The 23340-nt window shown below is 71.4% G+C and carries 19 protein-coding genes; 11 read left to right on the forward strand and 8 right to left on the reverse strand.

Features of this window, described 5'->3' with window-relative positions; all coding sequences use genetic code 11:
• The first annotated feature begins 76 nt into the window (after positions 1 to 76).
• Positions 77 to 397 carry a hypothetical protein gene (locus ACZ4S3_RS23805; RefSeq protein WP_467937332.1) on the forward strand — a complete coding sequence of 107 codons (321 nt, stop codon included), beginning with the start codon at positions 77 to 79 and terminating at the stop codon, positions 395 to 397.
• Between the two features lie 35 nt (positions 398 to 432).
• Entirely contained in the window at positions 433 to 699 is a 267-nt protein-coding gene (locus ACZ4S3_RS23810) for a hypothetical protein (protein ID WP_467937334.1), read from the forward strand.
• A gap of 130 nt (positions 700 to 829) precedes the next feature.
• On the opposite strand, the gene ACZ4S3_RS23815 is transcribed toward ACZ4S3_RS23810, so the two are convergent.
• A complete protein-coding gene (locus ACZ4S3_RS23815) occupies positions 830 to 4036 on the reverse strand; it encodes a BTAD domain-containing putative transcriptional regulator (protein WP_467937336.1) in 3207 nt (1068 codons plus the stop codon).
• Between the two features lie 190 nt (positions 4037 to 4226).
• On the opposite strand from ACZ4S3_RS23815, the gene ACZ4S3_RS23820 reads away from it, so the two are divergent.
• The 8 genes from ACZ4S3_RS23820 (at position 4227) to ACZ4S3_RS23855 (ending at position 12890) form a co-directional block, all read left to right on the forward strand.
• On the forward strand, positions 4227 to 4805 hold the full coding sequence (locus ACZ4S3_RS23820; protein WP_467937338.1) for an NADPH-dependent FMN reductase: 579 nt from the start codon (positions 4227 to 4229) through the stop codon (positions 4803 to 4805).
• A gap of 58 nt (positions 4806 to 4863) precedes the next feature.
• Positions 4864 to 6459, forward strand: a complete 1596-nt coding sequence (locus ACZ4S3_RS23825) for an MFS transporter (RefSeq protein WP_467937340.1) — start codon at positions 4864 to 4866, stop codon at positions 6457 to 6459.
• A gap of 215 nt (positions 6460 to 6674) precedes the next feature.
• Positions 6675 to 7892: a methyltransferase domain-containing protein gene (locus ACZ4S3_RS23830; RefSeq protein WP_467937342.1), complete on the forward strand. Its 1218-nt coding sequence runs from the start codon at positions 6675 to 6677 to the stop codon at positions 7890 to 7892.
• 34 nt (positions 7893 to 7926) lie between these two features.
• A complete protein-coding gene (locus ACZ4S3_RS23835; RefSeq protein ID WP_467937344.1) occupies positions 7927 to 8733 on the forward strand; it encodes an SDR family oxidoreductase in 807 nt (268 codons plus the stop codon).
• Between the two features lie 35 nt (positions 8734 to 8768).
• Positions 8769 to 10112: an FAD-dependent oxidoreductase gene (locus ACZ4S3_RS23840; RefSeq protein ID WP_467937346.1), complete on the forward strand. Its 1344-nt coding sequence runs from the start codon at positions 8769 to 8771 to the stop codon at positions 10110 to 10112.
• 27 nt (positions 10113 to 10139) lie between these two features.
• A complete protein-coding gene (locus ACZ4S3_RS23845; RefSeq protein ID WP_467937348.1) occupies positions 10140 to 11249 on the forward strand; it encodes a nucleotide disphospho-sugar-binding domain-containing protein in 1110 nt (369 codons plus the stop codon).
• An 85-nt stretch (positions 11250 to 11334) separates the two neighbouring features.
• Positions 11335 to 11913: a dTDP-4-dehydrorhamnose 3,5-epimerase family protein gene (locus ACZ4S3_RS23850; protein WP_467937350.1), complete on the forward strand. Its 579-nt coding sequence runs from the start codon at positions 11335 to 11337 to the stop codon at positions 11911 to 11913.
• On the forward strand, positions 11913 to 12890 hold the full coding sequence (locus ACZ4S3_RS23855; protein ID WP_467937352.1) for a Gfo/Idh/MocA family protein: 978 nt from the start codon (positions 11913 to 11915) through the stop codon (positions 12888 to 12890). The genes ACZ4S3_RS23850 and ACZ4S3_RS23855 overlap by 1 nt, the downstream gene beginning before the upstream one ends.
• Positions 12891 to 13003: 113 nt before the next feature.
• Here the strand turns inward: ACZ4S3_RS23855 and ACZ4S3_RS23860 are convergent, their stop codons facing one another.
• The 7 genes from ACZ4S3_RS23860 to ACZ4S3_RS23890 all read right to left on the reverse strand — a co-directional run bounded on the left by ACZ4S3_RS23860 (position 13004) and on the right by ACZ4S3_RS23890 (position 21313).
• Positions 13004 to 13378, reverse strand: a complete 375-nt coding sequence (locus tag ACZ4S3_RS23860) for a hypothetical protein (RefSeq protein ID WP_467937354.1) — start codon at positions 13376 to 13378, stop codon at positions 13004 to 13006.
• A 294-nt stretch (positions 13379 to 13672) separates the two neighbouring features.
• Positions 13673 to 14614 carry an oxygenase MpaB family protein gene (locus ACZ4S3_RS23865; protein ID WP_467937356.1) on the reverse strand — a complete coding sequence of 314 codons (942 nt, stop codon included), beginning with the start codon at positions 14612 to 14614 and terminating at the stop codon, positions 13673 to 13675.
• A complete protein-coding gene (locus ACZ4S3_RS23870) occupies positions 14611 to 16053 on the reverse strand; it encodes a nitrosuccinate lyase (RefSeq protein ID WP_467937358.1) in 1443 nt (480 codons plus the stop codon). Before ACZ4S3_RS23870 ends, ACZ4S3_RS23865 begins: the two co-directional genes overlap by 4 nt.
• Positions 16050 to 18026 carry an FAD/NAD(P)-binding protein gene (locus ACZ4S3_RS23875; protein WP_467937583.1) on the reverse strand — a complete coding sequence of 659 codons (1977 nt, stop codon included), beginning with the start codon at positions 18024 to 18026 and terminating at the stop codon, positions 16050 to 16052. The genes ACZ4S3_RS23870 and ACZ4S3_RS23875 overlap by 4 nt, the downstream gene beginning before the upstream one ends.
• A gap of 20 nt (positions 18027 to 18046) precedes the next feature.
• Positions 18047 to 19612 (reverse strand): class I adenylate-forming enzyme family protein, encoded by a 1566-nt coding sequence (locus ACZ4S3_RS23880; RefSeq protein WP_467937360.1) that lies wholly within the window; start codon positions 19610 to 19612, stop codon positions 18047 to 18049.
• A gap of 97 nt (positions 19613 to 19709) precedes the next feature.
• Entirely contained in the window at positions 19710 to 20249 is a 540-nt protein-coding gene (locus ACZ4S3_RS23885) for an SRPBCC family protein (protein WP_467937362.1), read from the reverse strand.
• A 56-nt stretch (positions 20250 to 20305) separates the two neighbouring features.
• A complete protein-coding gene (locus ACZ4S3_RS23890) occupies positions 20306 to 21313 on the reverse strand; it encodes an NADPH:quinone reductase (RefSeq protein WP_467937364.1) in 1008 nt (335 codons plus the stop codon).
• 212 nt (positions 21314 to 21525) lie between these two features.
• On the opposite strand from ACZ4S3_RS23890, the gene ACZ4S3_RS23895 reads away from it, so the two are divergent.
• A complete protein-coding gene (locus tag ACZ4S3_RS23895) occupies positions 21526 to 23166 on the forward strand; it encodes an FAD-binding oxidoreductase (protein WP_467937366.1) in 1641 nt (546 codons plus the stop codon).
• Positions 23167 to 23340 lie beyond the last annotated feature (174 nt).

Raw genomic sequence — 23340 nt, forward strand, 5'->3', positions numbered from 1 at the left:
GGAACCTGCAGAAGCGAAGTCCGCAAAGTCTGGGACCAGCGCGGCACGGGGACCCCGCCTACGGGAGGAAATCCGCATGACCACCGGAATCAAAGGCTGCGACAACCAGTCGAACTCTTTCGTCTCTTTCGTCAATGAGGAGCACGCGGGGGACAGCCAGTCCGTGAGCCCGAGGTCGCACAGCGACGCGTACGCGTGGATCTCGCAGCACAAGGAGAAGCCGCTGGCCGTCCAGACCGGACGGGGTCGCTGCATCATCTGGGATTCCGACTGGAAGGTGAAGGGCGAGTGGGACGACGGCAAGGGGGAGTTCGTCCTCGCCAACGTCGAGCACAGCCCGCAGGACTACCAGATGACGGTCAACGGCACGGGTGACATCAGCCTGTCCGCAGTCTGATCCGAGAACCGGGACCAGGAAAAAGGGGGATCGTAATGCCGATGCAGGACTGGCGTCCGACGAACGCCATGGAGAACCTGACGGGAAACTGGGTGTACTACGTGTGCACCGCCGTCAACGCCTTCGCGAACATCCATTTCAGCCGCCACGTGGACAACTCCGCCGAGGACCACATGGCGACGAACGATGGCGCCTATTACTACTACGGCGTGACCGGGACGTTCAATCAGGCGGCGCAACAGGCTGATCAAGCCATCAGGCAGGCGCTCTATGACGCCTGGCAGGACTACTTCAAGGTGTAGTGCGACCGGCCTGAAGCGGTAGCCGATCGGCGGGTTCCGCCCGCGCCAACGGCCAGGAACAGCACTGCTGTTCCTGGCCGTTGGGCTGCCATGGTGAGGCGATGCCGGCGAGGCTTGTCGCGAGCTCGCCTTACGCGCCTCCCGCCGCCCCCCGCGCGAATGCGGCCTCGTAGTCCGCCTCCCCCAGCGCCCGCCGCGCGCCCGCCTCGATGCGGGTGACGTCGTAGCGCTCACCGGCCGGCAGGGGGACGCCCACCGACCGCCGCGCCGCATCGGCTGCCCCCAGTAGCCGGGCCGCGTGGTCGGGCCGGCCGGCGAGGAGCCTCGCCCCGGCCTCGCCCTCCTGGGCCAGGGCGACCGCCCTCGGGTCACCGGTGGCCCGTGCGGCGGCCTGGCCCTGGAGCTGGAGTTCCAGGGCGCGGTCGGCGTCGCCGCGCAGTTCGGCGAGGAAGCCGAGTTCGGCGAGGATCAGGGCGGGGACGTCCGGCTCGTAGCCCATTTCGCGGTGGAGGGCGATGACGCTGTGGAGGTGGGCCTCGGCGGTGTCGTAGGCGCCCTCGCGGCGGGCGCCCATGGCCAGGCCGATTTCGGCGAACTGTTCGCCGAACTTGTCCGACTGCTCGGCGGAGAGGCGGCGGGCGCGTTCGTGGAATTCGCGGGCGCGGGGGAGGTCGCCGGTCAGGAGGGCGATCCGGCCCAGGCCGGTGAGCTGGAAGGAGACCTCGGGCCAGAGCCCGAGGTCTTCGGCCATGCGCAGGCCGTCGCGGTAGAGGCGGCCGGCGTGGGCGTAGTCGCCGACGATCTCGGCCAGCGTTTCGAGGGGGGTCAGGGCCTGGAGCTGGCCCCATTGGTCGCCCAGTTCGCGGAAGAGGCCAAGGCTCTGCTCGCCGTCGCGGCGCAGTGCGGTGAAGTCGCCGCGCAGCTTCGCGTGGAAGGTGCGGCTGCCGAGCGCCGCGGCGGTGCCCCAGTCGTCGCCCAGGGAGCGGAAGGCGGCAAGGGCGCCGTGGACGAGTTCCTCGCTGGGTGCCAGGTCGCCGATGCCGTAGAGGCTGGAGCCGAGGAACCATTCCATCCGGGCCCGGCCGCCGGGGTCGTCGACCTCCTCGTACGGGGCGAGGGCGGTGCGGTATTCCGCGACCGGGTCCGTGACGCCGCCCAGGACGAGGCGTACGCCGCCCAGCCAGGCGGTGGCGCGGGCGACCGCGGCGGCGGGGCGGGGGCCGGGGACCGACAGCGCGGCGGTGAGCGAGCGCCGGGCCTCGCTGTTGCGGCCGCGCAGGTACCAGTACCAGGTCAGCGCGTTGACGAGGCGCAGCGCGCGGTCCGCGTCGCCGGCCCGGACCGCGGTGTCGAGGGCGGTGCGCAGGTTCGCGTTCTCGGCGTCCAGCCGGTGCAGCCACTGCCGCTGGCCGTGGCCGCGCAGATGCGGTTCGGCGCGTTCGGCGAGGGCGGTGTAGTGCTCGCGGTGGCGGAGCTGGAGGTCGGGCAGTTCGTCGCTGTCGCGGAGCCGGTCGAGGCAGTAGGCGGTGACGGACTCCAGGAGGCGGTAGCGGGGGCCGTCGGCGGTGTCGGTCATGACGACCAGGGAGCAGTCCACGAGGCGGGCGAGCAGGTCGAGGACGTCGGTGCGGGCCAGGCCGGGGGCGGCGCAGACCTCCTCGGCGGCGCTGAGGGTGGCGCCGTCGGCGTGCACGGCCAGCCGGCGCAGCACCGCGCGCTCCTGGTCGCCGAGCAGTTCCCAGCTCCAGTCGATGACCGCGCGGAGGGTGCGCTGGCGGGCCGGGGCGCTGCGGGTTCCCGCGGACAGGAGGGAGAAGCGGTCGTCCAGGCGAGCGGCCAACTCCGTCACGCCCAGGGCCCGGACGCGGGTGGCGGCCATTTCCAGGGCGAGGGGGATGCCGTCCAGGCGCCGGCAGATCGCCACGACCGGCGGGAGGGTGGTGTCGTCGAGGACGAAGTTCGGGGCGGCGGCCCTCGCGCGCGCCACGAAGAGCTCCACGGCGCTGAAGTGCCGTACGGATTCCGGCGAGAGGTCGGCGGTGGACGCCGGGCGGCTGAGCGGCGGCACTTCCTGGAGGTGTTCGCCGGTGACGCCCAGCGGCATCTGGCTGGTGGCGAGGATGCTCAGGCCCGGGGCGGCCTTGAGGAGCTGTTCGGCCAGCTCGGCGACCGGGGCGATGACATGCTCGCAGTTGTCGAAGACCAGGAGGGCGGGGGCTTCGCCCAGGGCGTGGGCCAGCCGGTCGGTGAGCGAGAACGGGGTGGCTCCGGGGCCCGGCGGGGAGTCGTCGCGTACGCCGAGGACCGCGCCGACGACCTCGTGCACCTCGGCCGCCGGCGACGGGTCCAGGGCGGCGAACTCGGCCAGCCGTACGCCGCCGGGGAACGCGCCGCCCAGCCGCGCGGCGGTGGCCAGCGCGAGCCGGGTCTTGCCGACGCCGCCCGCGCCGGTGAGGGTGACCAGGCGGTTGGCGGTCAGCAGGGAGCACAGTTCGGCGATCGCCTCGTCGCGGCCGATGAGAGCGGTGAGCGGGGCCGGGACGTTCGTCGGCGGGCGGGCGGCGGAAGTCGGGGGAGCGGGTACGGCGGTCAGCGCGGGGTCCTGGGTGAGGATCGCCTGCCGTAGGGCGGCCAGTTCCGGGCTCGGGTCCAGGCCGAGGTCCTCGGCGAGCCGGTCGCGCAGATCGGCGTAGCTGCTGAGCGCGGCGCTCTGCCGGCCGGCGAGGTAGAGGGCGCGGATGTGGGCGGTGCGCAGGCGCTCGCGGAGGGGGTGCAGGGCGACCAGATCGCCGAGCTCGTCGGCCACCAGCGCGTGTTCGCCCAACTCCAGGCGGGCCTCGGCCTGTTCCTCCAGGGCGGTCAGCCGCTGTTCGGCCAGCCGGTCGCGGGCGGCGCGGGCGAACTCCTCGTCGGCGAAGTCGGCGAACGCCGCGCCGCGCCACACCGCCAGCGCGTCCGCCAGCAGCCCGGCCCGTATCCGGGGATCGGCGGCCGCCCGGGCCCGCGTGGCCAGGCCGCGGAAGCGGTCGGTGTCCAACGCTTCGTCGTCCAGGCGGAGTTGGTAGCCCGGTGGACTGGAGAGGACGAGGTCGCGGCCGCCCGGTTCGGCGGCCTCCAGGGCCCGGCGCAGCTGCCACACCTTGTTCTGCAGGACGCCGGCCGGGTTGTTGGGGAGTTTGGTGCCCCACAGGGCGTCGATCAGCCGGTCCGCCGACACCGGCTGCCCGTGCTGCGCCAGGAGATGGGCCAGCAGGGCGCGGACCTTGAGCTCCGGTATCCGGACGGGACGTCCGTCGGACGTCCACACCCCTAACGGACCGAGCACCCCGAAACGCATGCGATCACGCTAGCCGAACGTATCGGTCAACGACAGGACGAGATCGGTCCGGAAGCGGCCGAGAGCGTCAGAGAGCGGCCGAGAGCGGCCGAGAGCGGATCAAGAGCCGTTCGGGAGTGGGCTTTTGCAAGGTGGCTGCCGGAACAGCGACGCACAGCGTCAACAAGCCGAGAGCGCGAAGGGAGCCGTGATGTCCGCACGCAGGCTGCGTCTGGCCGTCATCATCGGCAGCATCCGGACCGGCCGTTTCGGGCCCACCCCGGCCAACTGGATCGCCGCCGAGGCGGCCGGCCGCGCCGACCTCGACGTCGATGTGATCGACCTGGCCAAGGTGTGGCTGCCCGAGGTCCTCGGCGACGACGGGCCCACGCCGCAGGCGGTGCGGGACCTGGCGCCGTGGCTGGCGTCGTCGGATGCGTTCGTGATCGTCACGCCCGAGTACAACCACAGCTTCCCCGCCTCACTGAAGAACGCCATCGACTGGTACACCGCCGAATGGCAGGCCAAGCCGGTCGGGTTCGTCTCCTACGGGGGCATCGCCGGCGGCCTGCGCGCGGTGGCGCATCTGCGCCAGATCTTCTCCGGACTGCACGCCGTCACCGTCCGGGACTCCGTCGCCTTCCCCGACCACCGGGCGCGGTTCGACGACGAGGGCCGGCCGACCGATCCCGAGGGCTGCGGCGCCGCGGCCGAGGCGATGCTCAACCAGCTGACCTGGTGGGGCCACACCCTGCGCGACGCCCGCGCCGCGCACCCGTACCCCGGCTGAGCCCCAGGGCCCGCCCGTACCCCTCCCGCACCCCCCGAACACGAAAGGAACTCCTCCCATGTCATCGACCGCCCCGCCGGCCGCCCCGGCAAAGGCCGGGAGCCGGGAATGGGCCGGGCTCGCCGTGCTGGCCCTGCCCACGCTGCTGATCTCCCTCGACCAGAGCGTGCTGTTCCTGGCGCTGCCGCACCTCGCCGAGGCGCTGCGGCCCAGCGGCACCCAGACGCTGTGGATGATGGACGCCTACGGGTTCATGATCGCCGGCTTCCTGATCACCATGGGCACGCTCGGGGACCGGATCGGCCGCCGCAAGCTGCTGATGATCGGCGCCACCTGCGTCGGCCTCACCTCGCTGCTGGCCTCGTACTCCACCAGCGCCGAGATGCTGATCGCGGCCCGCGCGCTGCTCGGCGTCTCCGCGGCCACGCTGATGCCCTCCACCCTCGCCCTGATCAGCAATATGTTCCACGACCCGCAGCAGCGCGGCCGGGCCATCGCGGTATGGGCCAGCTGCTTCATGGCGGGCACCGCGCTCGGGCCGGTCATCGGCGGCGCGCTGCTGGAATTCTTCTGGTGGGGCTCGGTGTTCCTGCTGGGCGTCCCGATCATGATCATTCTGTTGATCGCGGCGCCGCTGCTGCTGCCGGAGTACCGCGACCCCGACGGCGGAAAGCTGGACCTGATCAGCGTGGCGCTCTCGCTGGCGACGATCCTGCCGGTCATCTACGGCCTCAAGGAGCTCGCCCGGTACGGCTGGCAGCCGCTGCCCGCCGCCGCGATCGTGGTCGGGGTACTGGTCGGCGCGGCGTTCGTGGCACGGCAGCGCACGCTCACCCATCCGCTGCTGGACCTGCGGCTGTTCCGCAGCGGCGCGTTCACCTCCGCGCTGGCGATCCTGCTGGTCTCCATGATCGCCACGGGCGGCAGCTACCTGTTCATCACCGGCTTCCTGCAGATGGTCGAGGGGCTCTCCCCGATGACCGCGGGACTGTGGATGCTGCCCTCGGCGCTCGCGTCCATCGTCGCCGGGCAGCTGGCCCCCACCCTGGCGAAGCGGATGTCGCTGGCGGCCGTGATCGGACTGGGGCTGGGCAGCAGCCTGCTCGGCTATGTGCTGATCGTGTTCGTCAGCCCGGCCGGCGGACTGCCGCTGCTGGTGAGCGGCTTCGTCGTGGTCTTCTTCGGCGGCGGTCCCATCGGGGCGCTGGGCACCGGCCTGGTGGTCGGGTCCGCCCCGCCGGAGAAGGCGGGCAGCGCCGCCGCACTGTCGTCGATCTGCGGCGACCTGGGGGTGGCGCTGGGCATCGCCGGTCTGGGCAGCCTGGGCACCGTCATCTACCGCAATGAGCTCTCGCTGCCGGACGGCCTGCCGGCGGGCGCGGCCGAAGGCGCCCGGGACAGCATCGAGGGCGCGCTGGCCGCGGCCCAGGAGCTGCCCGCCGCGCTGGCGGACAAGGTGCTGATCGCCGCGCGGGAGGCGTACACCAGCGGCGTCAACACCATCGGCATCGCCTGTGCCGTGGTGGCGGCCGTCCTCGTGGTCCTCTCGGCCACCGTGCTGCGCCGCGCGGGCGCGAAGAAGGAGGACCCCGCGCCGCCGGCGGGGGCCGCCGAACCTGCGGACGACGCGCTCTCGCCCGTACCGGAGCACTGATCCGGCCGGCCCGGCCGCCTGCCGGGCCCGCCCCGCACCGAAAGCACCGGAACTTCGCGCACCCGGCGAAGGGCCGGCGCTTTCGCATGGGCCGGGCGATTGGCCGGCCGGACCTGACACATATCCCGTCGCCGTCTTGAGGGCGCTCGGCCGCAGCCAACAAACTCCGTTCCCAGAACGCCCGTCCGCCAAAGAACTCTCAAGGGAGTACGACTGTGGCCAAGTGCCGGATCTGCGGTGGCACTGTCGAGGAATTCTTCGATTTCGGAAGGCAGCCGGTTTCCGATTCCTTTGTGACACCGGAGACGGCCGGCAGTGAGTTCTCTTTCCGGCTGGCGGTGGGAATCTGCCACACGTGCACGATGGTCCAGCTGCTCGAAGAGGTCCCCCGGGAGCAGATGTTCCACGAGGACTACCCCTACCGGTCCTCGGGTTCGTCCGTGATGCACGACCATTTCGAGGCCTTCGCCCGGCAGCTGCTGGAGACCGAACTCACCGGCACCGACCCGTTCATGGTGGAGATCGGCTCCAACGACGGCACCATGCTCAAGACCATCCAGAAGGCGGGCGTCCGGCACCTGGGTGTCGACCCGTCCGCGCAGGTGGGCGACTTCGCCAGGGCCGATGGCGTACGGGTGCGCACCGACTTCTTCCAGGACTCGACGGCGCGCGAGATCGCCGCCGCCGACGGCCCGGCGGACGTCATCTTCTCCGCGAACACCACCAGCCACATCGCCTACATGGACTCCATCTTCCGCGGCGTCGACGCGCTGCTGGCCCCGGACGGTGTGCTGGTCCTCGAGGACCGCTACCTCGGCGACATCATGGCGCAGAACGCCTTCGACCAGATCTACGACGAGCACTTCTATCTGTTCTCGGTCTCCTCGGTACGGGCGATGGCCGAGACCTTCGGCTTCGCGCTGGCCGACGTCCAGCCGCTCGCGGTGCACGGCGGATCGATGCGCTACACCATCGCGCGCCCCGGCAGGCGCACGCCCTCGCCGGCGGTGGCCGAGCTGCTGGCGCAGGAGCGCACCCGGGGGCTGGCGAGCCCGGAGACCTACCGGCGGTTCGCGGACGGGGTGCGGCGGGGGCGGCGCGAGCTGCTTCAGCTGCTCACCGACCTGCGCGCACAGGGCCGTACGGTCGTCGGATACGGCGCGACCGCGAAAAGCGCCACGGTCGTCAACTACTGCGGAATCGGCCCGGAACTCGTGCCGTACATCTGCGACAGCACACCGGCCAAACAGGGGCGGCTGACGCCCGGCATGCATATTCCCGTGCGGCCCCCCGAGACATTCTCCGCGCCGTATCCGGACTATGCGCTGCTCTTCGCCTGGAATCACGCCGAGGAAATCATGGCGAAGGAGCAGGAATTCCGTGCGGCGGGCGGCCGCTGGATCCTCTACGTCCCCGAAGTCCACATCGTCTGAGCCCCGGCGGTAACGGCCGATCAGAAAGGGCCCCATGAACGCGCACGCAGAAAATCAGGCAGCCAGGTACGCCGGAAAGAAAGCCGTGGTCACCGGCGGCACCCACGGCATCGGCATGGCCGCCGTCAAGGCGCTCCTGGACGGCGGCGCCGAGGTGCTGCTCACCGGGCTGGACGAGAAGAACATCGAGGCGGCCCGCGCGGAACTCGGCCCGCGCGCCCATGTGGTGCGCTCCGACGCCGGGAGCCTCGCCGACATCGACGCGCTCGGCAAGGCCGTCGAGGACACCCTCGGCGAGGTCGATTTCGTCTTCGTCAACGTCGGCCATGTGAAGTTCGGCTCGCTCGGCCAGGTGACCGAGGAGACCTACGACGCGATGTTCGACATCAACACCAAGGGCGCGTACTTCACCGCGCAGCGCCTGGCCCCGCTGGTCCGCACGGGCGGCTCGTTCGTCTTCACCACCTCCGCCACGACCGGCACGGCGTTCGTCGGCACCAGCGTCGGGACCGCGATGAAGTCGGCGATCCGCGCCTTCTCCAGGGTCCTGGCCTCCGAGCTGCTCTCCCGCGGAATCCGGGTGAACACGGTCAGCCCCGGGTTCACCCAGACCCCGTCCATGGGGCTGGCCGACATCACCGACGAACTGCGCGCCGTCAACCAGGTGGAGGGCGAACGGCTCACCCCCATGCGGCGGTTCGGCACCCCCGAAGAGGTCGCCACCGCCGCGCTGTTCCTCGGCTTCGACGCCACCTTCACCACCGGCGCCGACCTGCCCGTCGACGGCGGTCTGGGGCAGGGCACGGAATACCCGCACGACGACGAGATCGCCGAGCACTGACGCATACGTCTGACCCACACGGAGGTGGATTGTTGATGTCCGGTCGCACCAGGACCGCGGTGATCGGCGGCGGCATGGCCGGTTCCGCCGCTGCCAAGAAACTCATCCAGGCCGGCCGGGACGTCGTGGTCTACGAAGCGGCGGACGGGCTCGGCGGCCGGGCCCGCTCCTGGCACCGGCCGGAGATCGAGCCCGATGTCGGCATCAACCTGATGTACGTCAGCTTCTACCGGGAGATGACCGCACTCATCGAGGAGTACGGCCTCAAGGACCAGCTGCTCAAGATCTCCAGCAACGTCCACATCGCCGACAACGGCGTCCCCGTCGCCCTCTCCTCCGACTCCCCCGTCAGCCTGCTCACCTACAAGCACGTCTCGCTCCGCGACCGGATCGCCTTCCTCCTCACCACCTTGAAGCAGGTCCGCAAGCAGAAGGAGCTGGACCTCTTCGACCCGGTGAAGTCCGCGCCGTTCGACGATGGCCGATCCGCCGCCGAATGGGGCTACCGGCAGGTCTCGAGGCGCGGCTTCGACTTCCTGCTGCGGCCGCAGATCGAGGGCTTCTGGAACTTCGCCAGCGAGGAGATCTCCGCCGTCCACGCCAGGGCCCTGCTGGCCTGGATGGGCGGCTCCGGCTTCTATGTGCTGCGCAACGGCATGGAGATCATCGCCGAGAAGAACGCGGCCGGCGCCGAACTGCGGCTGTCCCACGAGGTCACCGGCGTGCAGACGGTCCCTGACGGCGTGCGGATCACCGCCGCCCGCGACGGCTCGGACCCCGTCACCGACACCTTCGACGACGTGGTGATCGCCACCCCGGCGCCGATCGCCGCGAAACTGGTCGCCGCGCTGCCGGATGCGGCGGTGGGCGGGGACACCCGCGCCTTCCTGGAGTCCCAGCGGTACGAACCGGCGCTGTCGGTCTCGTACCTGGTGGACGCCGACAGCCTGCCCGCCGAGGCGCACATCGTGGCCGGCGGGCCCGACGACCCGCCGCTGCGCAACATGATCACCTACCCCCGGCAGGTACGGGACGCGAACGGCCGGCCGGTCGACAAGCTGCTGGTGTTCACCTACCCGGGCCGCGCCAACACCCGCCGCCTGATAGGGCTTTCGCCCGAGGAACAGTTCGCCGCGGTCACGCCGCTGCTGCCCACCCTGTGGCCGGACTTCCCGGCCGACGCCGAACCGTTCCAGATCGCCGAGCGGCCGTACGGGTTCCCCATCCCGGCACCGGGCCGCTACCGGCAGTCGGTCCAGGTGATGCGGCAGCAGGCCGCACCGGTGGTGTTCGCCGGCGACTACTTCAACTCGCCCACCACCGAGGCCGCGCTGCTCTCCGGCTTCCGGGCCGCCGCGGTGCTCATCAAGACCGCCTGACGACGCTCCACGACCTACGGAGAGACCATGAAGGTCCTGTTCATCCCGGGCAACAGCCCGTACCCCATCTTTTCGCACGCGCCCCTGGCGACCGCCCTGCGCAATGCCGGGCACCAGGTCCTCATGGGCGGGATCGAATGGGTGCTGCCGAACATCGCCAGCGTCGGCCTCGCCCCGGTCAAGATCTCCCCCGTATCGATGGAAGAGGTCAGCGCCTTCATGGGCGCGATGCCCCAGGACCCGCTGGACCAGCTCAAGGCGGTCGGCCGGGTCTACGCGGAGATCGCCGTCGACAGCCTGGAGCGGCTGCTCGATCTGGCCGACCACTGGCGCCCCGACATCGTGGTCGGCGGCGGAATGTTCTACACCGCGCCGCTGCTCGCCCATCACCTGGGCATTCCGTCCGTACGGCTGGAATGGGACCGCATCGACTCGCGGACCTACGACCCGGGCGCCGCACCGGTGCTGGCGCCGGTCCTCGCCGAACTGGGCCTGGAGCGGGTACCGGAGCCGGACCTGTGGCTGGAGGTGTGTCCGCCGAGTCTCCAGCCCGACCAGGACCCGCTGCCGGCCCGGCCGATGCGCTGGATCCCGGGCAACCCGCAAAAGCCCCTGGAGCCGTGGATGTACACCAAGGGCGACCGCCCCCGGGTGTACATCACCGCCGGCACCCGGCTGTTCAGCGGCGATGCGCTGCACGATATGGCCAGGAGCATCGGCGGCCTGGGCGTGGAGGTCGTCGTCGGGGCGCCGGAGAACGTCGCGGCCGAGCTGCGGGCCGAGCTGCCGGACGTCCGGATCGGCTGGGTGCCGCTCGATGTGCTGGCCCCCACCTGCGACGTGATCATGCACCACGGCGGTGGCGGCACCGATATGACCGCGCTGAACGCCGGGGTGCCGCAGCTGATCGCCCACCCCGAGTACCCGACGGCGGCGACCCGGAAGATCGCCGAGTTCGGTGCCGCGATCCTCATCGAGTCCGGCAGCCAGGAGGACATCACCCAGGCGTGCCGGAAGCTGCTCACGGACCCCGGCTACCGCGAGCGGGCCGGGGTGCTGTCCCGGGAGATCTCCCAACTCCCGCTGCCCGGCGAGATCGTGGCCGAGGTGGAGAAGCTGGCGGCCGCCCGGATCTGACGGCCCGCCGTACGCACACGCAGCCGTACACACGCACTCAGCCGTACACACGCACTCAGCCGTACGCACGAGAGGAGACACCGCGGTGCGGATCACCCCGACGGCGATCCCCGGGGCCTACACCGTCACCCCGGAACTCCTGCCGGACGAGCGCGGCAGCTTCCACGAAGGGCTGCGCACCGACAAGCTGGCACGCGTACTGGGCGAGCCGTTCGTCCCCCGGCAGGTCAGCTACTCCGTGTCCTGCCGGGGCACGCTGCGCGGCATCCACACCGTGGCCGTGCCGCCGGGCCAGGCCAAGTACGTCACCTGCGTCCACGGCGCGCTGCGGGACATCATCGTCGACCTCAGGGTGGGCTCCCCGGCCTTCGGCAGGCACCACGTCTGCACCCTCGACGCGCGCTCCGGCCGCTCCCTCTACATCCCCGAGGGCGTCGGCCACGGATTCCTCGCGCTGACCGACGACACCCGTATCTGCTACGTCATGTCGACGGTGTACGCGCCCGGCACCCAGATCGACATCAACCCGCTGGACCCCGCACTCGGCCTGCCCTGGGGATACACCGAACCGCCGCTGATGTCGGAGAAGGACACCCACGCCCGCAGCCTGGCCGATACCGTCGCGGCCGGGCTGCTGCCCAACTGGCAACCAGCGGAGACCTGATGGACCCGGTACGGATCGGAGTGCTCGGCTGCGCGGACATCGCCCGGCGGCGGATGCTCCCCGCGTTCGCCGCCTGTCCCGCCACCGAGGTGGCCGTGGTGGCCGGCCGGGACGCCGCGCGGGCCGCGGCGCTCGCGGCGGAGTACGGGGCGCGGGCGGCGCACGGCTATGCCGGGGTGCTGGCGGACGACGCGGTGGACGCGGTGTATGTGCCGCTGCCGCTCGCCCTGCACGCCGAGTGGATCGAGGCGGCGCTGCGCAGCGGCAAGCACGTCCTGGCGGAGAAGCCGGTGACCATGGACCCGGCCCGGACGGCCGAGCTGGGCGAACTGGCCGGCCGCCGCGGGCTGGCGCTGATGGAGAACGTGATGTTCGTCCACCACGGCCAGCACGCGCGGGTGCGCCGGCTGGTCGCCGACGGCGCCATCGGTGAACTCCGCTCCTTCCAGGCGGAGTTCACCGTTCCGCGGCGCCCGGCCGACGACATCCGCTACCGCCCCGAACTGGGCGGCGGCGCGCTCTGGGACACCGGCGTCTACCCCCTCCGCGCGGCCCTGCACCTGCTCGGAGGCGACCTGACCGTGCTCGGCGCCGCGCTCACCTCGACGGCGGGCTTCGGGGTCGACACCGGCGGCGCCGCCCTGCTGCGCACCCCCGGAGGGATCACCGCACAGCTCACCTTCGGGCTGGACCACGCCTACCGCAACGCCTATGAGCTGTGCGGCAGTACGGGCCGGATCACCCTCGAGCGGGCCTTCACCCCGCCCGCCGACCGGGTCCCGGTGGCCGTGCTGGAGGGACCCGCCGGCATCCGGGAGATCCCGCTGTGCGCCGACGACCAGGTGGCCAACACCGTGGCCGCCTTCGCCGCGGCCGTCCAAGCGGGCTCCGCGCCGTACGCGGACACGCTCCGGCAGGCGCGGCTGCTGGACGAGGTGGCGGGGTGCGCGGCCCGGACCGTGCGGGGCGCGCCGTAGCGGCCCAGGCCTGTGCAGTGTTCGGTGTCCGGTGGGCGCAGCGGAAGGGGACCGGCCCCTGCGGGCAGGTCCCCTGTGATGGAAGGTTGTCGGTGGTTTTTCGGGCCGGATGATCAGCGACCGCCGCCTCCGCCGCCGCCGTGGCCGCCGCCACCGCCGCCGCCGAATCCGCCGCCGCCGTGGCCGCCGCCGAAGCCGCCGCCGCCGAATCCGCCATAGCCGCCGTGGCCGCCGTCACCGAATCCGCCGTAGCCGCCGTGGCCGCCGAATCCGCCATAGCCGCCGTAACCGCCGTAACCGCCGTAGCCGCCGTAACCGCAGCCCCAGTCCCAGTAGTCACAACCCCAGCCATGGTGCTGGACGTGGGTAGTTGCGACTGCCGGTACGGCGTCGGGAACTGCGCTCGCGGCGCCGGCGCCGGCCAGCACGAGGAAAGGCACTGCGCAAAGTGCGGCAACGATGCGGTGGCTTCTGGTCTTGGTGCGCATGGTCGTCCCCTTTCGGGGGTGGTGCATTATGCCGATTGCTCGGCTGTCGCCGATCGGTCGGCGTATCAATGTGGAGTTCTCCTGGCCCCGCCACCGTGCACCGGCAACGCACAAGGCCCCGGCGCACCCGCGGGGTGACTTAGCAGGACTCCGACCTGCTTCGCAGACATCGTTGCAATCTCAATGTTGCAATCTCAAGAGACGTCACTTCGAGCGTAGGCACGGCGCATCCGGAAGGTCAAACAGCTCTCCGTGCGTGCCCGGTGACGGTGCGCGGCCGGGCCCTTGGCCTCGTCACCCGGCCGTCTTCGTACCCGTCGTGTGCGCAGGCCCCAGGTCCTCCATGCGGTAGTCCGCGTCGGGGAAACTCGGTGTCGGCATCGGGTCCGGGTAGGCGGCCTCGGTGCGTGGCGGCTGCCGGCGGACATAGGCGGAGCGGGTCTTGAGGGCGGCGTCGACGGCCAGCCGGAGCAGCCAGGACGGCTTGCGCACGCCGAAGGCCGTGCGCATGTGCGGGGTCAGCAGGGCGGGCACCGCCGCCTTGGCCAGCTTGCTGCCGAGCGGCTGCAGCCGGGCCGGCAGCCCCCCGACCATCGGCCCGGTCACGGTCGGCTCCAGCACCTGCCACAGCTTCGCCGCCTCCGGCGAGTAGCTGAAATGCGCCCTGACGTAATCGTCGTGGAACCGCGCGATCTCCTCGAACGAGCCGGGAATGTCCTTGATCCCCATGTGCTCGCCCTGCTCCTTGATGTGCAGATAAGCGGCGGTCCGCTCCTTGGCGCTCATCTTGCGCCAGGCATAGCGGTCTATCCAGCGGACCGGTACCAGCATGCTGGTGGCCAGCACGAACAGATACTCCTCGTTGCTGATGCTCCACTGCTGGTGCTCGTCGCTGATGTGCTTGACCGCGTTCTTGTGGATGCGGTTCATCTGCCGTACGGCGGCCTTGCCCCGCTCGTCCTTGAAGCCGTGCCGGACCATGGCCATGGCCATCAGCCCGAAGTGCTCCATGCGGCGCTGGGTGTTCTCCGTCAGCTCGCCGGTGCGTACCAGCAGGGCGGCCATATGCGGCGGGGCGACGCTGTTGGCGAAGGCGATGGCCCCGGCGACGCCGAAGTCCCACGGGTACTCGTAGCCGATGCCGAGCCACCAGATGTGGCTGGCCTTCTCGTGGACGTCCATGCCCTGGATTTCGCGCAGCCTCGCGTACCGCTGCGCTCGCTTGCCGGTGGTCACGTCGTCGTTCCTCTCTCGGCGTTCGGTGGTAGTACCCGCTCGACCAGCAGTCCGGCGGCGCCGGTGTAGCCCGCCGGGTCGCACAGTTCGCTCAGCTCCCGGTCGCTGAGGTGGCCGGCCGTCTCGGGGGAGCCGGCCAGGGTGTCCCGCAGCGGCCGGCCGGTGCGGGCGGCCAGCGCGGAGCAGCGGGAGAGCAGTTCCCGGGCGGCGGCCTTGCCCAGCCGCGGCGTCAGTACGGCGGCGATCCGCTCGGCGACGACCTGGCTGCCGGTCAGGCCCAGGTTGTCCAGCATCCGTTCGGAACGCACCTGAAGGCCCCCGGCCAGCTCGACGGCGGTGTGCGCGGCGCCGCCGGTCAGCCGCAGGCACTCGCGCAGCAGCAGCCATTCGGCGTGCCAGGCGCCGGCCGACCGCTCGTCCTCGGACAGCAGGCACTGCGTCAGCCCGGTGGCCAGTACCGGCACCTGGAGCGCCGCGCTGCGCACCAGCGTGGACAGCACCGGATTGCGCTTGTGCGGCATGGCCGACGAACTGCCGCGCCCGCCGGGCCCCGGCTCGGCCAGCTCCCCGACCTCCGTCCGGACCAGCGACTGCACATCGACGGCGATCTTGCCGAGCGCCCCGGCGGTGAACGCGAGGGCGGCGGCGAGGTCGGCGACCGGGGTGCGCAGCGTGTGCCAGGGCAGCCGGGGGACGCCGAGCCCGGTCTCCTCGGCGAACGCCCGCAGCAGCCTGTCGAGGTAGTCGGCCGGATCCTTCTCGGCCCCCGGCGCGCCGTCGGTCACGGCGTACACGAGATAGCCGGCGAGGGTGCCGGCCGCACCGCCGAGCGAGACCGGCAGCCCCGCCCCGGTCAGCCGGCCCAGCCGCCGGTCGGCGTCCAGGACCAGCTCCCGCCAGCCGGCGGCCTTGAGCCCGAAGGTGGTGGGCACCGCCTGCAGCGCGAGGGTCCGCCCGGCCATCGGGGTGTCCCGGTGCCGCTGGGCGTGCCCGGCGAGAGACTCGGCGATCGTCGCGAGATCGGCCCGGATGATCGCCACCGCCCGGCCGGCGACCAGCATGGCGCCGGTGTCGAAGATGTCCTGGCTGGTCGAGCCGCGGTGGACGTACTCGGCGGCCTCGGGGTCCTCGGCCGCGACCACCTCGGTGAGCGCCGCCACCAGGCCCACCACGGGGTTGGCGGTCTCCCGGGCGGCGACCGCCAGCGCCCGCAGGTCCAGGCGGTCGGCCCGAGCCGCCCTGGTGATGGCGTCGGCGGCGGCGGGCGGGAGCGCCCCCAGCCGGGCCTGCGCCCGCGCCAGTGCGGCCTCCGCGTCCAGCATCGCCTGCAGCCACGCCCCATCGGCCACCACCGCCTCGATGGGGGTGCCCGCCCGCACGGGGGAGAGCAGCCCCGCATCGAGGCCCGGGTCCGGCCGGCCGCCGTCCTGATGCGTCACACGATCACCCCGTCGGTCTCGAATTCGGACGGCTCCGGCCGGACCGCGGCCGGCACATGCGCCACCGGCGGCAGCGCGAGCACCGCGCGGGCGATCGCATCGGAGTCGCCCACGGTCACCGAGTCGACGCCGGGGCGGATGCCCGCCGCGGTCACCCAGTGCACGGACTCGGTGGGCACCCCGTACGCGAACCGGCGCGGATGCGCCTGCCCCCGCCCGTCCACCAGCCGGTAGGGCCGCCCGGTGACCGTCAGCCCGCCGGTCTCGAAGACCGTGCCGTGCGACCCCGCAATGCGGTACGGCATCGCCTGGTCGGTGTTGAGCAGATGGCGCAGCAACGGGTCGTCGGTGCGCCGCAGATCGGGCTCGGGCAGCCGGGCCTCGATGAGCACTCCGGCGCGTATCGGCGGCCCCGGTACGAGATCCGAGGAGGCGACGTATTCCGGGGCCGCCGGGTTGAGGCGGATGTGGCTGCCGGGTCCGGTGATCTCGATCAGGCCCGCCTCGATCAGCGCGATCAGCTCCTCGACCCGGGATGCGGGCGGCCCGATGGACAAGAAGGCGTTCAGCGGTGTGTACCAGCCCGCCAGATCGTCCCGGTGGGAGTTGCCCTCGAGCCCGCCGTGGTCCACCGCGAGCCGGATCTCGTTGCGCAGATCGCGCAGCACATCGAGCGCCGCCTTGAGCGGGCCGCTCATATTGCCCCGGCGGGCCTCTTGGACGTCGTGTTCCAGATACCGCAGCAGCCAGCGCCGGAAGTCGTCGCGGCCGGTGAACGTCCGCTTGCCGCACGGCTTGGCGAGCCGCTCCCAGTCCCACCGCTTCGCCGCGTCGATACCGGCCGCGTCCAGCAGCGGCCCGGGATCCTCGCCGTCGGCCAGGGCCAGGTACTTCTCCACCAGCGCCGGGCGCTCGGTGCCGCGGCCGGTGGCGTCCAGCAGCGTGCCGTAGTAGACGCTCTCCACCTCACGCCGGATCAGCGGCCACAGGTCCCGGCCGAAGTTCACCCCCTCGCCGCCGCGGGCCCGCTCGCGCAGCTGCCGGATCACCTTTGGGGTGAGCAGCCGCGGGAAGTACCGCCCGGAGGCGCCCTTCTCGTTCTCGCCGCGCGCCTGGTAGGGCACCCCGCGGCGGGAGAAGGCGTACATCCGCGGCTCGTTCCCCGACGGGTGGTAGACCAGCCGGCCGTCCTCCCGTACGAACCGGCCGCCCCGCCCCACGCTGAACAGCGCCAGATAGTCGAAGAAGCACAGCCCCAGGCCGCGCAGCAGCACCGGCTCACCCGCCCCGATCCCGCTCAGGTCGAGATCGGCGGGGTTGGCGGGGGTCAGATACCGCAGGTGGTGGATGCGGGCCAGGCTGGCCGTCCGCTCCTCCCTGGCCGTGGGGCGCGTCGGCACATGGCCCTGCGCGAGGACGATGGCGTCCAGCTGGTTGAGCCGGGTGCCGTCCGCCAGCCGCAGCCCCTGCGGGCCGCCGGGCACGCCGTGCGTATCGGCGATGGCGACGGCGCGCGTGCGGTGCACGGTGACGGTGACGTGCTCCGGGGCGGCGGCCACCACCCGCCGGAAGCAGTCGCTCAGATAGCAGCCGTAGAAGGCGCGGGTGGGATAGCTGTCCGGGCCCAGCCGGGCGGCCTCGTCGAGGACCTCCGGCGGGTAGTCGCCGACCGTGCCGAGCGCCCGCAGCCCGGTGGCCCACTCGTACAGGGTCGGTCCGGGCACGACCGGTCCCGCGATCGTCGTGCTGCCGTCGGTGTAGACGGTGATCTGGGACGCCACCGTGTTCATCAGCAGGTGGCGGGACTGCCCGGTGCGCCAGACCATGCCGGCGCCGGGGCCGGACGGGTCCACCACATGGACGGTCACCGCGGTGTGCGCGGGCGCGGCCCCCTCGTTGGCGCAGAGCCGTTCGAGTACGGAGAGCCCGCGCGGCCCGGCACCGACGACCGCGATCTCGACACGGCTGTTCATCAAGTCCGGATAGCTACTGGTCACGTCTGGTCCTGCAGCCGCAACCGGCGGATCAGTTCCAGCCGTTTGATCTTGGTGGTGGCGGTCTGCGGCAGGTCCTCCAGGCGCCAGAGCACGGGCTCGGCCAGCGGCGGCAGGTCCGCGACCGCGGAGCGCCAGGCGAGGGTGTCCAGCGGCTTGCTGTCCCGGGTGGAGACCACCGGCACCGGGAGCCCGTCCGGGCCGGGGACGACGATGACCTCGGTCAGTTCCGGCAGCCGGCCGAAGAGCTTGTCCTCGATCTCCAGCGTGCTGTCGATGCCCGGTATCTCGTCGACCTCGCGGTCCAGCAGATGCAGACAGCCCCATTTGGTGCGGTAGCCGACATCGCCCATCCGCCACCAGCCGTCGTGGACCTGCTTCTCCCAGCGCGCGTGCTCCCCGAGATACGTGACGATCCGCCCGTCGCTGCGGACCTCGATATGGCCGGGGGAGGACTTGCCGGGCGGATTGCCGTCACGGCTGACGACCCGTACCCCGGTCATGCCGGGGAACGGCGCGCCGACACAACGGCCCTCGGCCTCGGCGCCGCGCTTGTGGCTGTAGGTGCGGCCGGCGATCGGCCCCACCTCGCTCTGCCCGTACATCTGGATGAACAGCGCGCCCTTGCGGCGGGAGGCGCCCAACAGGCTGTGCACGGTGCGCGGGTGGATGGCGTCGAAGGTGCTGCTGAAGTACTTCACCCGGGCCAGCGGGGCGCGCGGGTCATCGACCAGCTCCTCCCAGCGCATGAACGAGTTCGGGTGCGCCTCGATCAGCCCCGGGGGCACCTGGGTGAACAGCTCGGCGACGCGCTCCGGATCGTCCTCGGCAAGGACGATGACGGGGTGTCCCTGGAGGAGGGAGATGGGCAGCGCGGTGAACATCCGCGAGTGCACGAACGACACATGGATCGCGACCGGTTCGTTGGCGCCCACCAGCTTGGCCACGGTGCCCTGCGGGCGGTAGCGCGCCTGGAAGGTGCGTCCGGTGTGCACGGCGAGCTTCGGGACGCCGGTGGTGCCGGAGGTGTGCGTGATCAGCGTGGGGTGGTCGGGCGGCATCAGCACGGGGGCGACCCGCGGGGCACCCGCCAGCGAGGCCAGCCCGGTCGCGCCCTCGTGGCTGCCGCTGGTGAGCAGCAGCCGCCGCGAGAGCGTGAACACCTCGGCCGGCAGGTCCTTTTCGAGCTTGGCCTGATCGGTGACGAGCCAGGGCCGCTCCACCCGGCGCAGCAGCTCGGCAACGGTCTCGCCGTCCAGCTTCGGCGACAGCAGCACCGGTACGGCCCCGATCCGGGCGATGGCGCAGGCGAGCAGGGTGATGTCGAAGCCGTTGGCCTTGTGGACGACGACACGCTCACCGGTGCGGACGCCGACGGCCCACAGCCGGGACGCGAAGTCGTCCACCAGGGCCGCCACCTCGGTCAGGGTGAGGCGGCGGCCCAGTTCCGGCGCGATGTCCAGATCGTGATCGAGTATCAGCGGGCTCGCGGGGTGTTTCGCGGCCGCCCTGTCGAAAAGTGTTCCCAGGCGGATGCCCTTGTTTCCGATGCGCTGCAGAAACATGCGCACGTCCCCTCGTCTCTAGGGAGTCCAGGAATGCGGGAATGCGGGAATGCGGGCCTTACGGAATGCGGGGGGGGGGGGGGGGAGGGGGCGGCCGTCAGGCCTTCTCGATGATGTTCTTGATACGGCCGAGCGTGTCGTCGAGGTCGCTCGCGAGCTTGGCGGTCCATTCCTCGATGAACTTCACCTTTTCCGGCTCGTCGAGCTCGGCGACGATCTTGTGGATTCCCGCGGTCGCCGTGCCCATCCGGAAGTGGTGCACCAGCACCGCCCCGCCCTCGGCCGGCTCGATGTCGAAGCCCCAGACGCTCTCCTGGTCGGCGCCGACGTGCGAGAGCATCATCCACCGGAACGTACGGCCGGGCTCGGCGGCGGTGACCCGGGAGTCGGTGTGCCATACGCCCCGCACCAGCGGCGCCCATCCGACGACGTCCTCGCTGCGCAGATTCTCCCCGCGGAATACCGAGCCGACCGCCGACGGCCGGCCCGAAACCCACTCTCCGCCCTGGCATTCCGGGCTCCACTCGCCGCTGCGCGGCAGATCGCTCACCACGGCATAAATGTCTTCCGGCGAGGCCGCGACTTGAATGTCGGCGCGCAGCTCGAAAAGGGGGGAATTCTCGATGATGGAGGTCATGCGGAAAAGCTTCGCAGCGGCCCGGACAGGACGGCCAAGAACCGGCGCAGGGTTGGTCAGGTTCGCCGCTGCCGGACCCCGTCGCCGCCCTGTTCCGTATACAGCACGACCTTTCCGCGTACCTTTCCCGATTCCACCAGCCGGTGGCCCTCGGCCGCGGCGCTCAGCGGGAGCGGCTCGATGCCATGGGGCCGCAGCAGGCCGTCGGCGAGCAGCGGGTTGATCCCGGCGGCCGCCTCGGCGAGTTCGACGCCGGACGCCTGGGAGATGGCGAAACCGACGACCGAACAGTCCTTGACGTACAGCGGCCCCACCGGCAGTACGGGACGCGTCAGCAGGCCGGCCAGCAGCACGATCCGGCCGCGCCGCGCGAGCAGGTCGACGGCGGACGTCAGGTCGTTGCCGGCCGAGGTGTCCACGTACACATCGATGCCCGACGGCGCCAGCTCGCGGACCTTCTCGGCCACCCGGCCCGCCCCGCGGTCGAGGACCTCGGCGGCGCCCAGACCGCGCACGTACTCCGCGCTGTGCGCACCCGCGACGCCGATCACCCGGGCCCCGGCCCGCGCCGCCATCAGGACCAGCGCGCTGCCGACATTGCCGCCCGCGCCCACGACCAGGACCGTCTCGCCCGCCCGCAGCCGCCCGTGGACGAACAGCGCCAGATACGCCGTCGCCGCGGGATGCGCCACCGCGACCGCGTCGGACGCCGCCACCCCGTCCGGCAGCCGGTACAGCCGGTCCGCGGGCACCACCACCCGCTCGGCGGCGGCCCCCTGCCGGCCCGCGTACCCCAGGCTGTTGGACCACACCCGGTCGCCGGCCGAGAACCCCGGCGCTCCGGGACCCGCGGCCGCGACCGTACCGACCAGATCACGGCCCACCACGAAGGGCAGCGGTACGGGTGTGCGCCAGGCCCCCGAACGCACAAAGGTGTCCACATGGTTGACGGCGGTGACCGCGACATCGACGAGCACATCGGTCGGCCCCGGCTGCGGCGTCGGCAGCTCGCCGTACCGGATCACCTCCGGCGGCCCGAACTGCTCAAGGTAGGCGGCATGCATGACTGGATTCTGACGATGTACCGGTCCCGGCCGCCGAGCGCGGACCGGACTGTGTCACCTCATCGCGGATCCGGCCACGCACGCTCCGGGCACCCCGGTACCTGACAAAGACCGCAGTTCTCGCATGCGGGGAGGGGCGGGAGCGCGGGCATCCTGAGGGCGCCCAGAAGTCCTCGGGCTGGACCTCGCGAGAACTGGAGCACGACGTGAGCATGTTGAACAGACGACGGTTTCTGGCCGGGACGGGCGCCGCCGTCGCAACGACCGGCGCCGTCGCCGCTCTCGGCGCCACCACCGCACGGGCGGCGGGCCGGTCGTCCCTGATCGCCGAGGGGGCACCGGCCACCACCGGCGTCTCCACCGTCACCCCCACCGACGCCCGCTACATCGACATGGTCTCCGGCAGCAACGCCCGCCTGATCGCCGCGCCCGAGGCCATCAAGCTCCCCACCAGCACCCAGCAGGTCATCGAGGCGGTCCGCGAGGCCGTACGGGCCAAGAAGCGGATCGTCGTCCGCAGCGGCGGGCACTGTTTCGAGGACCTGGTCTTCAACAAGGACGTCGAGGTCATCATCGACCTGCGGATGCTGAACCGGATCGGCTACGACGAGCAGCGCCAGGCCTTCTCCATCGAACCCGGCGCCACCCTCCTCGACATCTACCAGACCCTGCACAACGGCTGGGGCGTCACGCTGCCCGGCGGCGGCTGCCACAGCGTGGGCGCGGGCGGGCACTTCGCGGGCGGCGGCTACGGCGTGCTCTCCCGCAAGCACGGCATCGTCAGCGACCACATGTACGCCGCCGAGGTCGTCACCGTCGACAAGGACGGCAAGGTGCGCAGCGTCATCGCCACCCGCGACGAGAGCGACCCGAACCGCGATCTGCTGTGGGCGCTCGCGGGCGGCGGCGGTGGCAACGTCGGCATCGTCACCCGCTATTGGATGCGCACCCGCGGCGCCACCGGCGCGCCCGAGAAGCTGCTGCCCAAGCCGCCCGCCAGCGTCTATTACGTCACCGTCGGCTGGCCCTGGGAAAAGGTCACCAAGGCCGGCTTCAAGAACCTGCTGACGGAATACGGAAAGTGGGCCAAGACCCACGCCGCCGCCGATTCACCGTACGCCGGCATGGGCCACTGGCTCTTCCTCCAGCACAAGTCCTCCGGCCCGATCCTCATGGTGGGTCAGATAGACGCCACCATCCCCAATGCCAAGAAGCTGCTGGACGATTACGTTGCCTTCCTCGGCAAGGCCATGGGCGGCGTCGAGCCGGTCCTCAGCGATATCCAGCATCTGCCGTACATGAAGGCGATGACCTTCGCCACCACCGCCGGCGAGCCCCTGAACAACCCCAATATGCGCACCATGCACAAATCGGCGTTCATGAAGGCCGGCTTCCCCGAGCGGCAGCTGGAGACGCTCTACAAGCAGCTGACGCGCACCGATTACGAGAACCAGTACACCTACGTCGTCCTCAACTCGGCCGGCTGCAGGATCAACGAGCTCGACCCCGCCGAGACCGCGGCCGTGCACCGTGACTCGCTCTTCGTGATCTTCTACGAGTGCTACTGGCACAAGCCCGAGGACGACGAGAAGAACCTCGGCTGGATGCGGGACACCTATCGCGAGGTGTACTCCGACACCGGTGGTGTACCGGTCCCCAACGACGTCACCGACGGCTGCTACATCAACTACCCGGACAACGACCTGACCGACCCGAAACTCAACACGTCGAACACCCCCTGGCACGACCTCTACTACAAGGGCAACTACGCCCGGCTCCAGCAGGTCAAGGCCAAGTGGGACCCGACGGACTTCTTCCGCCACCGCCAGTCGGTCCGGCTGCCGAAGCGGTAATCCTTGGCCGAAGCGGTAATCCTTGGCCGAAGCGGTAATCCGTAACGGAATGCGCCATACGTCGGGGGGGGGCCCCCCGCATGCGGGGGGCGCCCCCCCCGGGGGGGAGTGCGGCGCCAAGTAAAGGGTGGCGCGCGCCTTGTTATGCAGTGGGGGGACACCCGCCGGTAAGGT

It is taken from the genome of Streptomyces sp. NPDC028368 (assembly GCF_055565615.1).

Excerpts from the sequence above, each read along its gene's own strand:
- ACZ4S3_RS23855 (WP_467937352.1), top strand. The coding sequence starts at position 11,913 with ATGGACCCGGTACGGATCGGAGTGCTCGGCTGCGCGGACATCGCCCGG.
- ACZ4S3_RS23875 (WP_467937583.1), bottom strand. The coding sequence starts at position 18,026 with ATGAACAGCCGTGTCGAGATCGCGGTCGTCGGTGCCGGGCCGCGCGGG.
- ACZ4S3_RS23840 (WP_467937346.1), top strand. The coding sequence starts at position 8,769 with ATGTCCGGTCGCACCAGGACCGCGGTGATCGGCGGCGGCATGGCCGGT.
- ACZ4S3_RS23845 (WP_467937348.1), top strand. The coding sequence starts at position 10,140 with ATGAAGGTCCTGTTCATCCCGGGCAACAGCCCGTACCCCATCTTTTCG.
- ACZ4S3_RS23815 (WP_467937336.1), bottom strand. The coding sequence starts at position 4,036 with ATGCGTTTCGGGGTGCTCGGTCCGTTAGGGGTGTGGACGTCCGACGGA.
- ACZ4S3_RS23880 (WP_467937360.1), bottom strand. The coding sequence starts at position 19,612 with ATGTTTCTGCAGCGCATCGGAAACAAGGGCATCCGCCTGGGAACACTT.
- ACZ4S3_RS23895 (WP_467937366.1), top strand. The coding sequence starts at position 21,526 with ATGTTGAACAGACGACGGTTTCTGGCCGGGACGGGCGCCGCCGTCGCA.
- ACZ4S3_RS23820 (WP_467937338.1), top strand. The coding sequence starts at position 4,227 with ATGTCCGCACGCAGGCTGCGTCTGGCCGTCATCATCGGCAGCATCCGG.
- ACZ4S3_RS23805 (WP_467937332.1), top strand. The coding sequence starts at position 77 with ATGACCACCGGAATCAAAGGCTGCGACAACCAGTCGAACTCTTTCGTC.
- ACZ4S3_RS23860 (WP_467937354.1), bottom strand. The coding sequence starts at position 13,378 with ATGCGCACCAAGACCAGAAGCCACCGCATCGTTGCCGCACTTTGCGCA.
- ACZ4S3_RS23825 (WP_467937340.1), top strand. The coding sequence starts at position 4,864 with ATGTCATCGACCGCCCCGCCGGCCGCCCCGGCAAAGGCCGGGAGCCGG.
- ACZ4S3_RS23810 (WP_467937334.1), top strand. The coding sequence starts at position 433 with ATGCCGATGCAGGACTGGCGTCCGACGAACGCCATGGAGAACCTGACG.
- ACZ4S3_RS23890 (WP_467937364.1), bottom strand. The coding sequence starts at position 21,313 with ATGCATGCCGCCTACCTTGAGCAGTTCGGGCCGCCGGAGGTGATCCGG.
- ACZ4S3_RS23885 (WP_467937362.1), bottom strand. The coding sequence starts at position 20,249 with ATGACCTCCATCATCGAGAATTCCCCCCTTTTCGAGCTGCGCGCCGAC.
- ACZ4S3_RS23835 (WP_467937344.1), top strand. The coding sequence starts at position 7,927 with ATGAACGCGCACGCAGAAAATCAGGCAGCCAGGTACGCCGGAAAGAAA.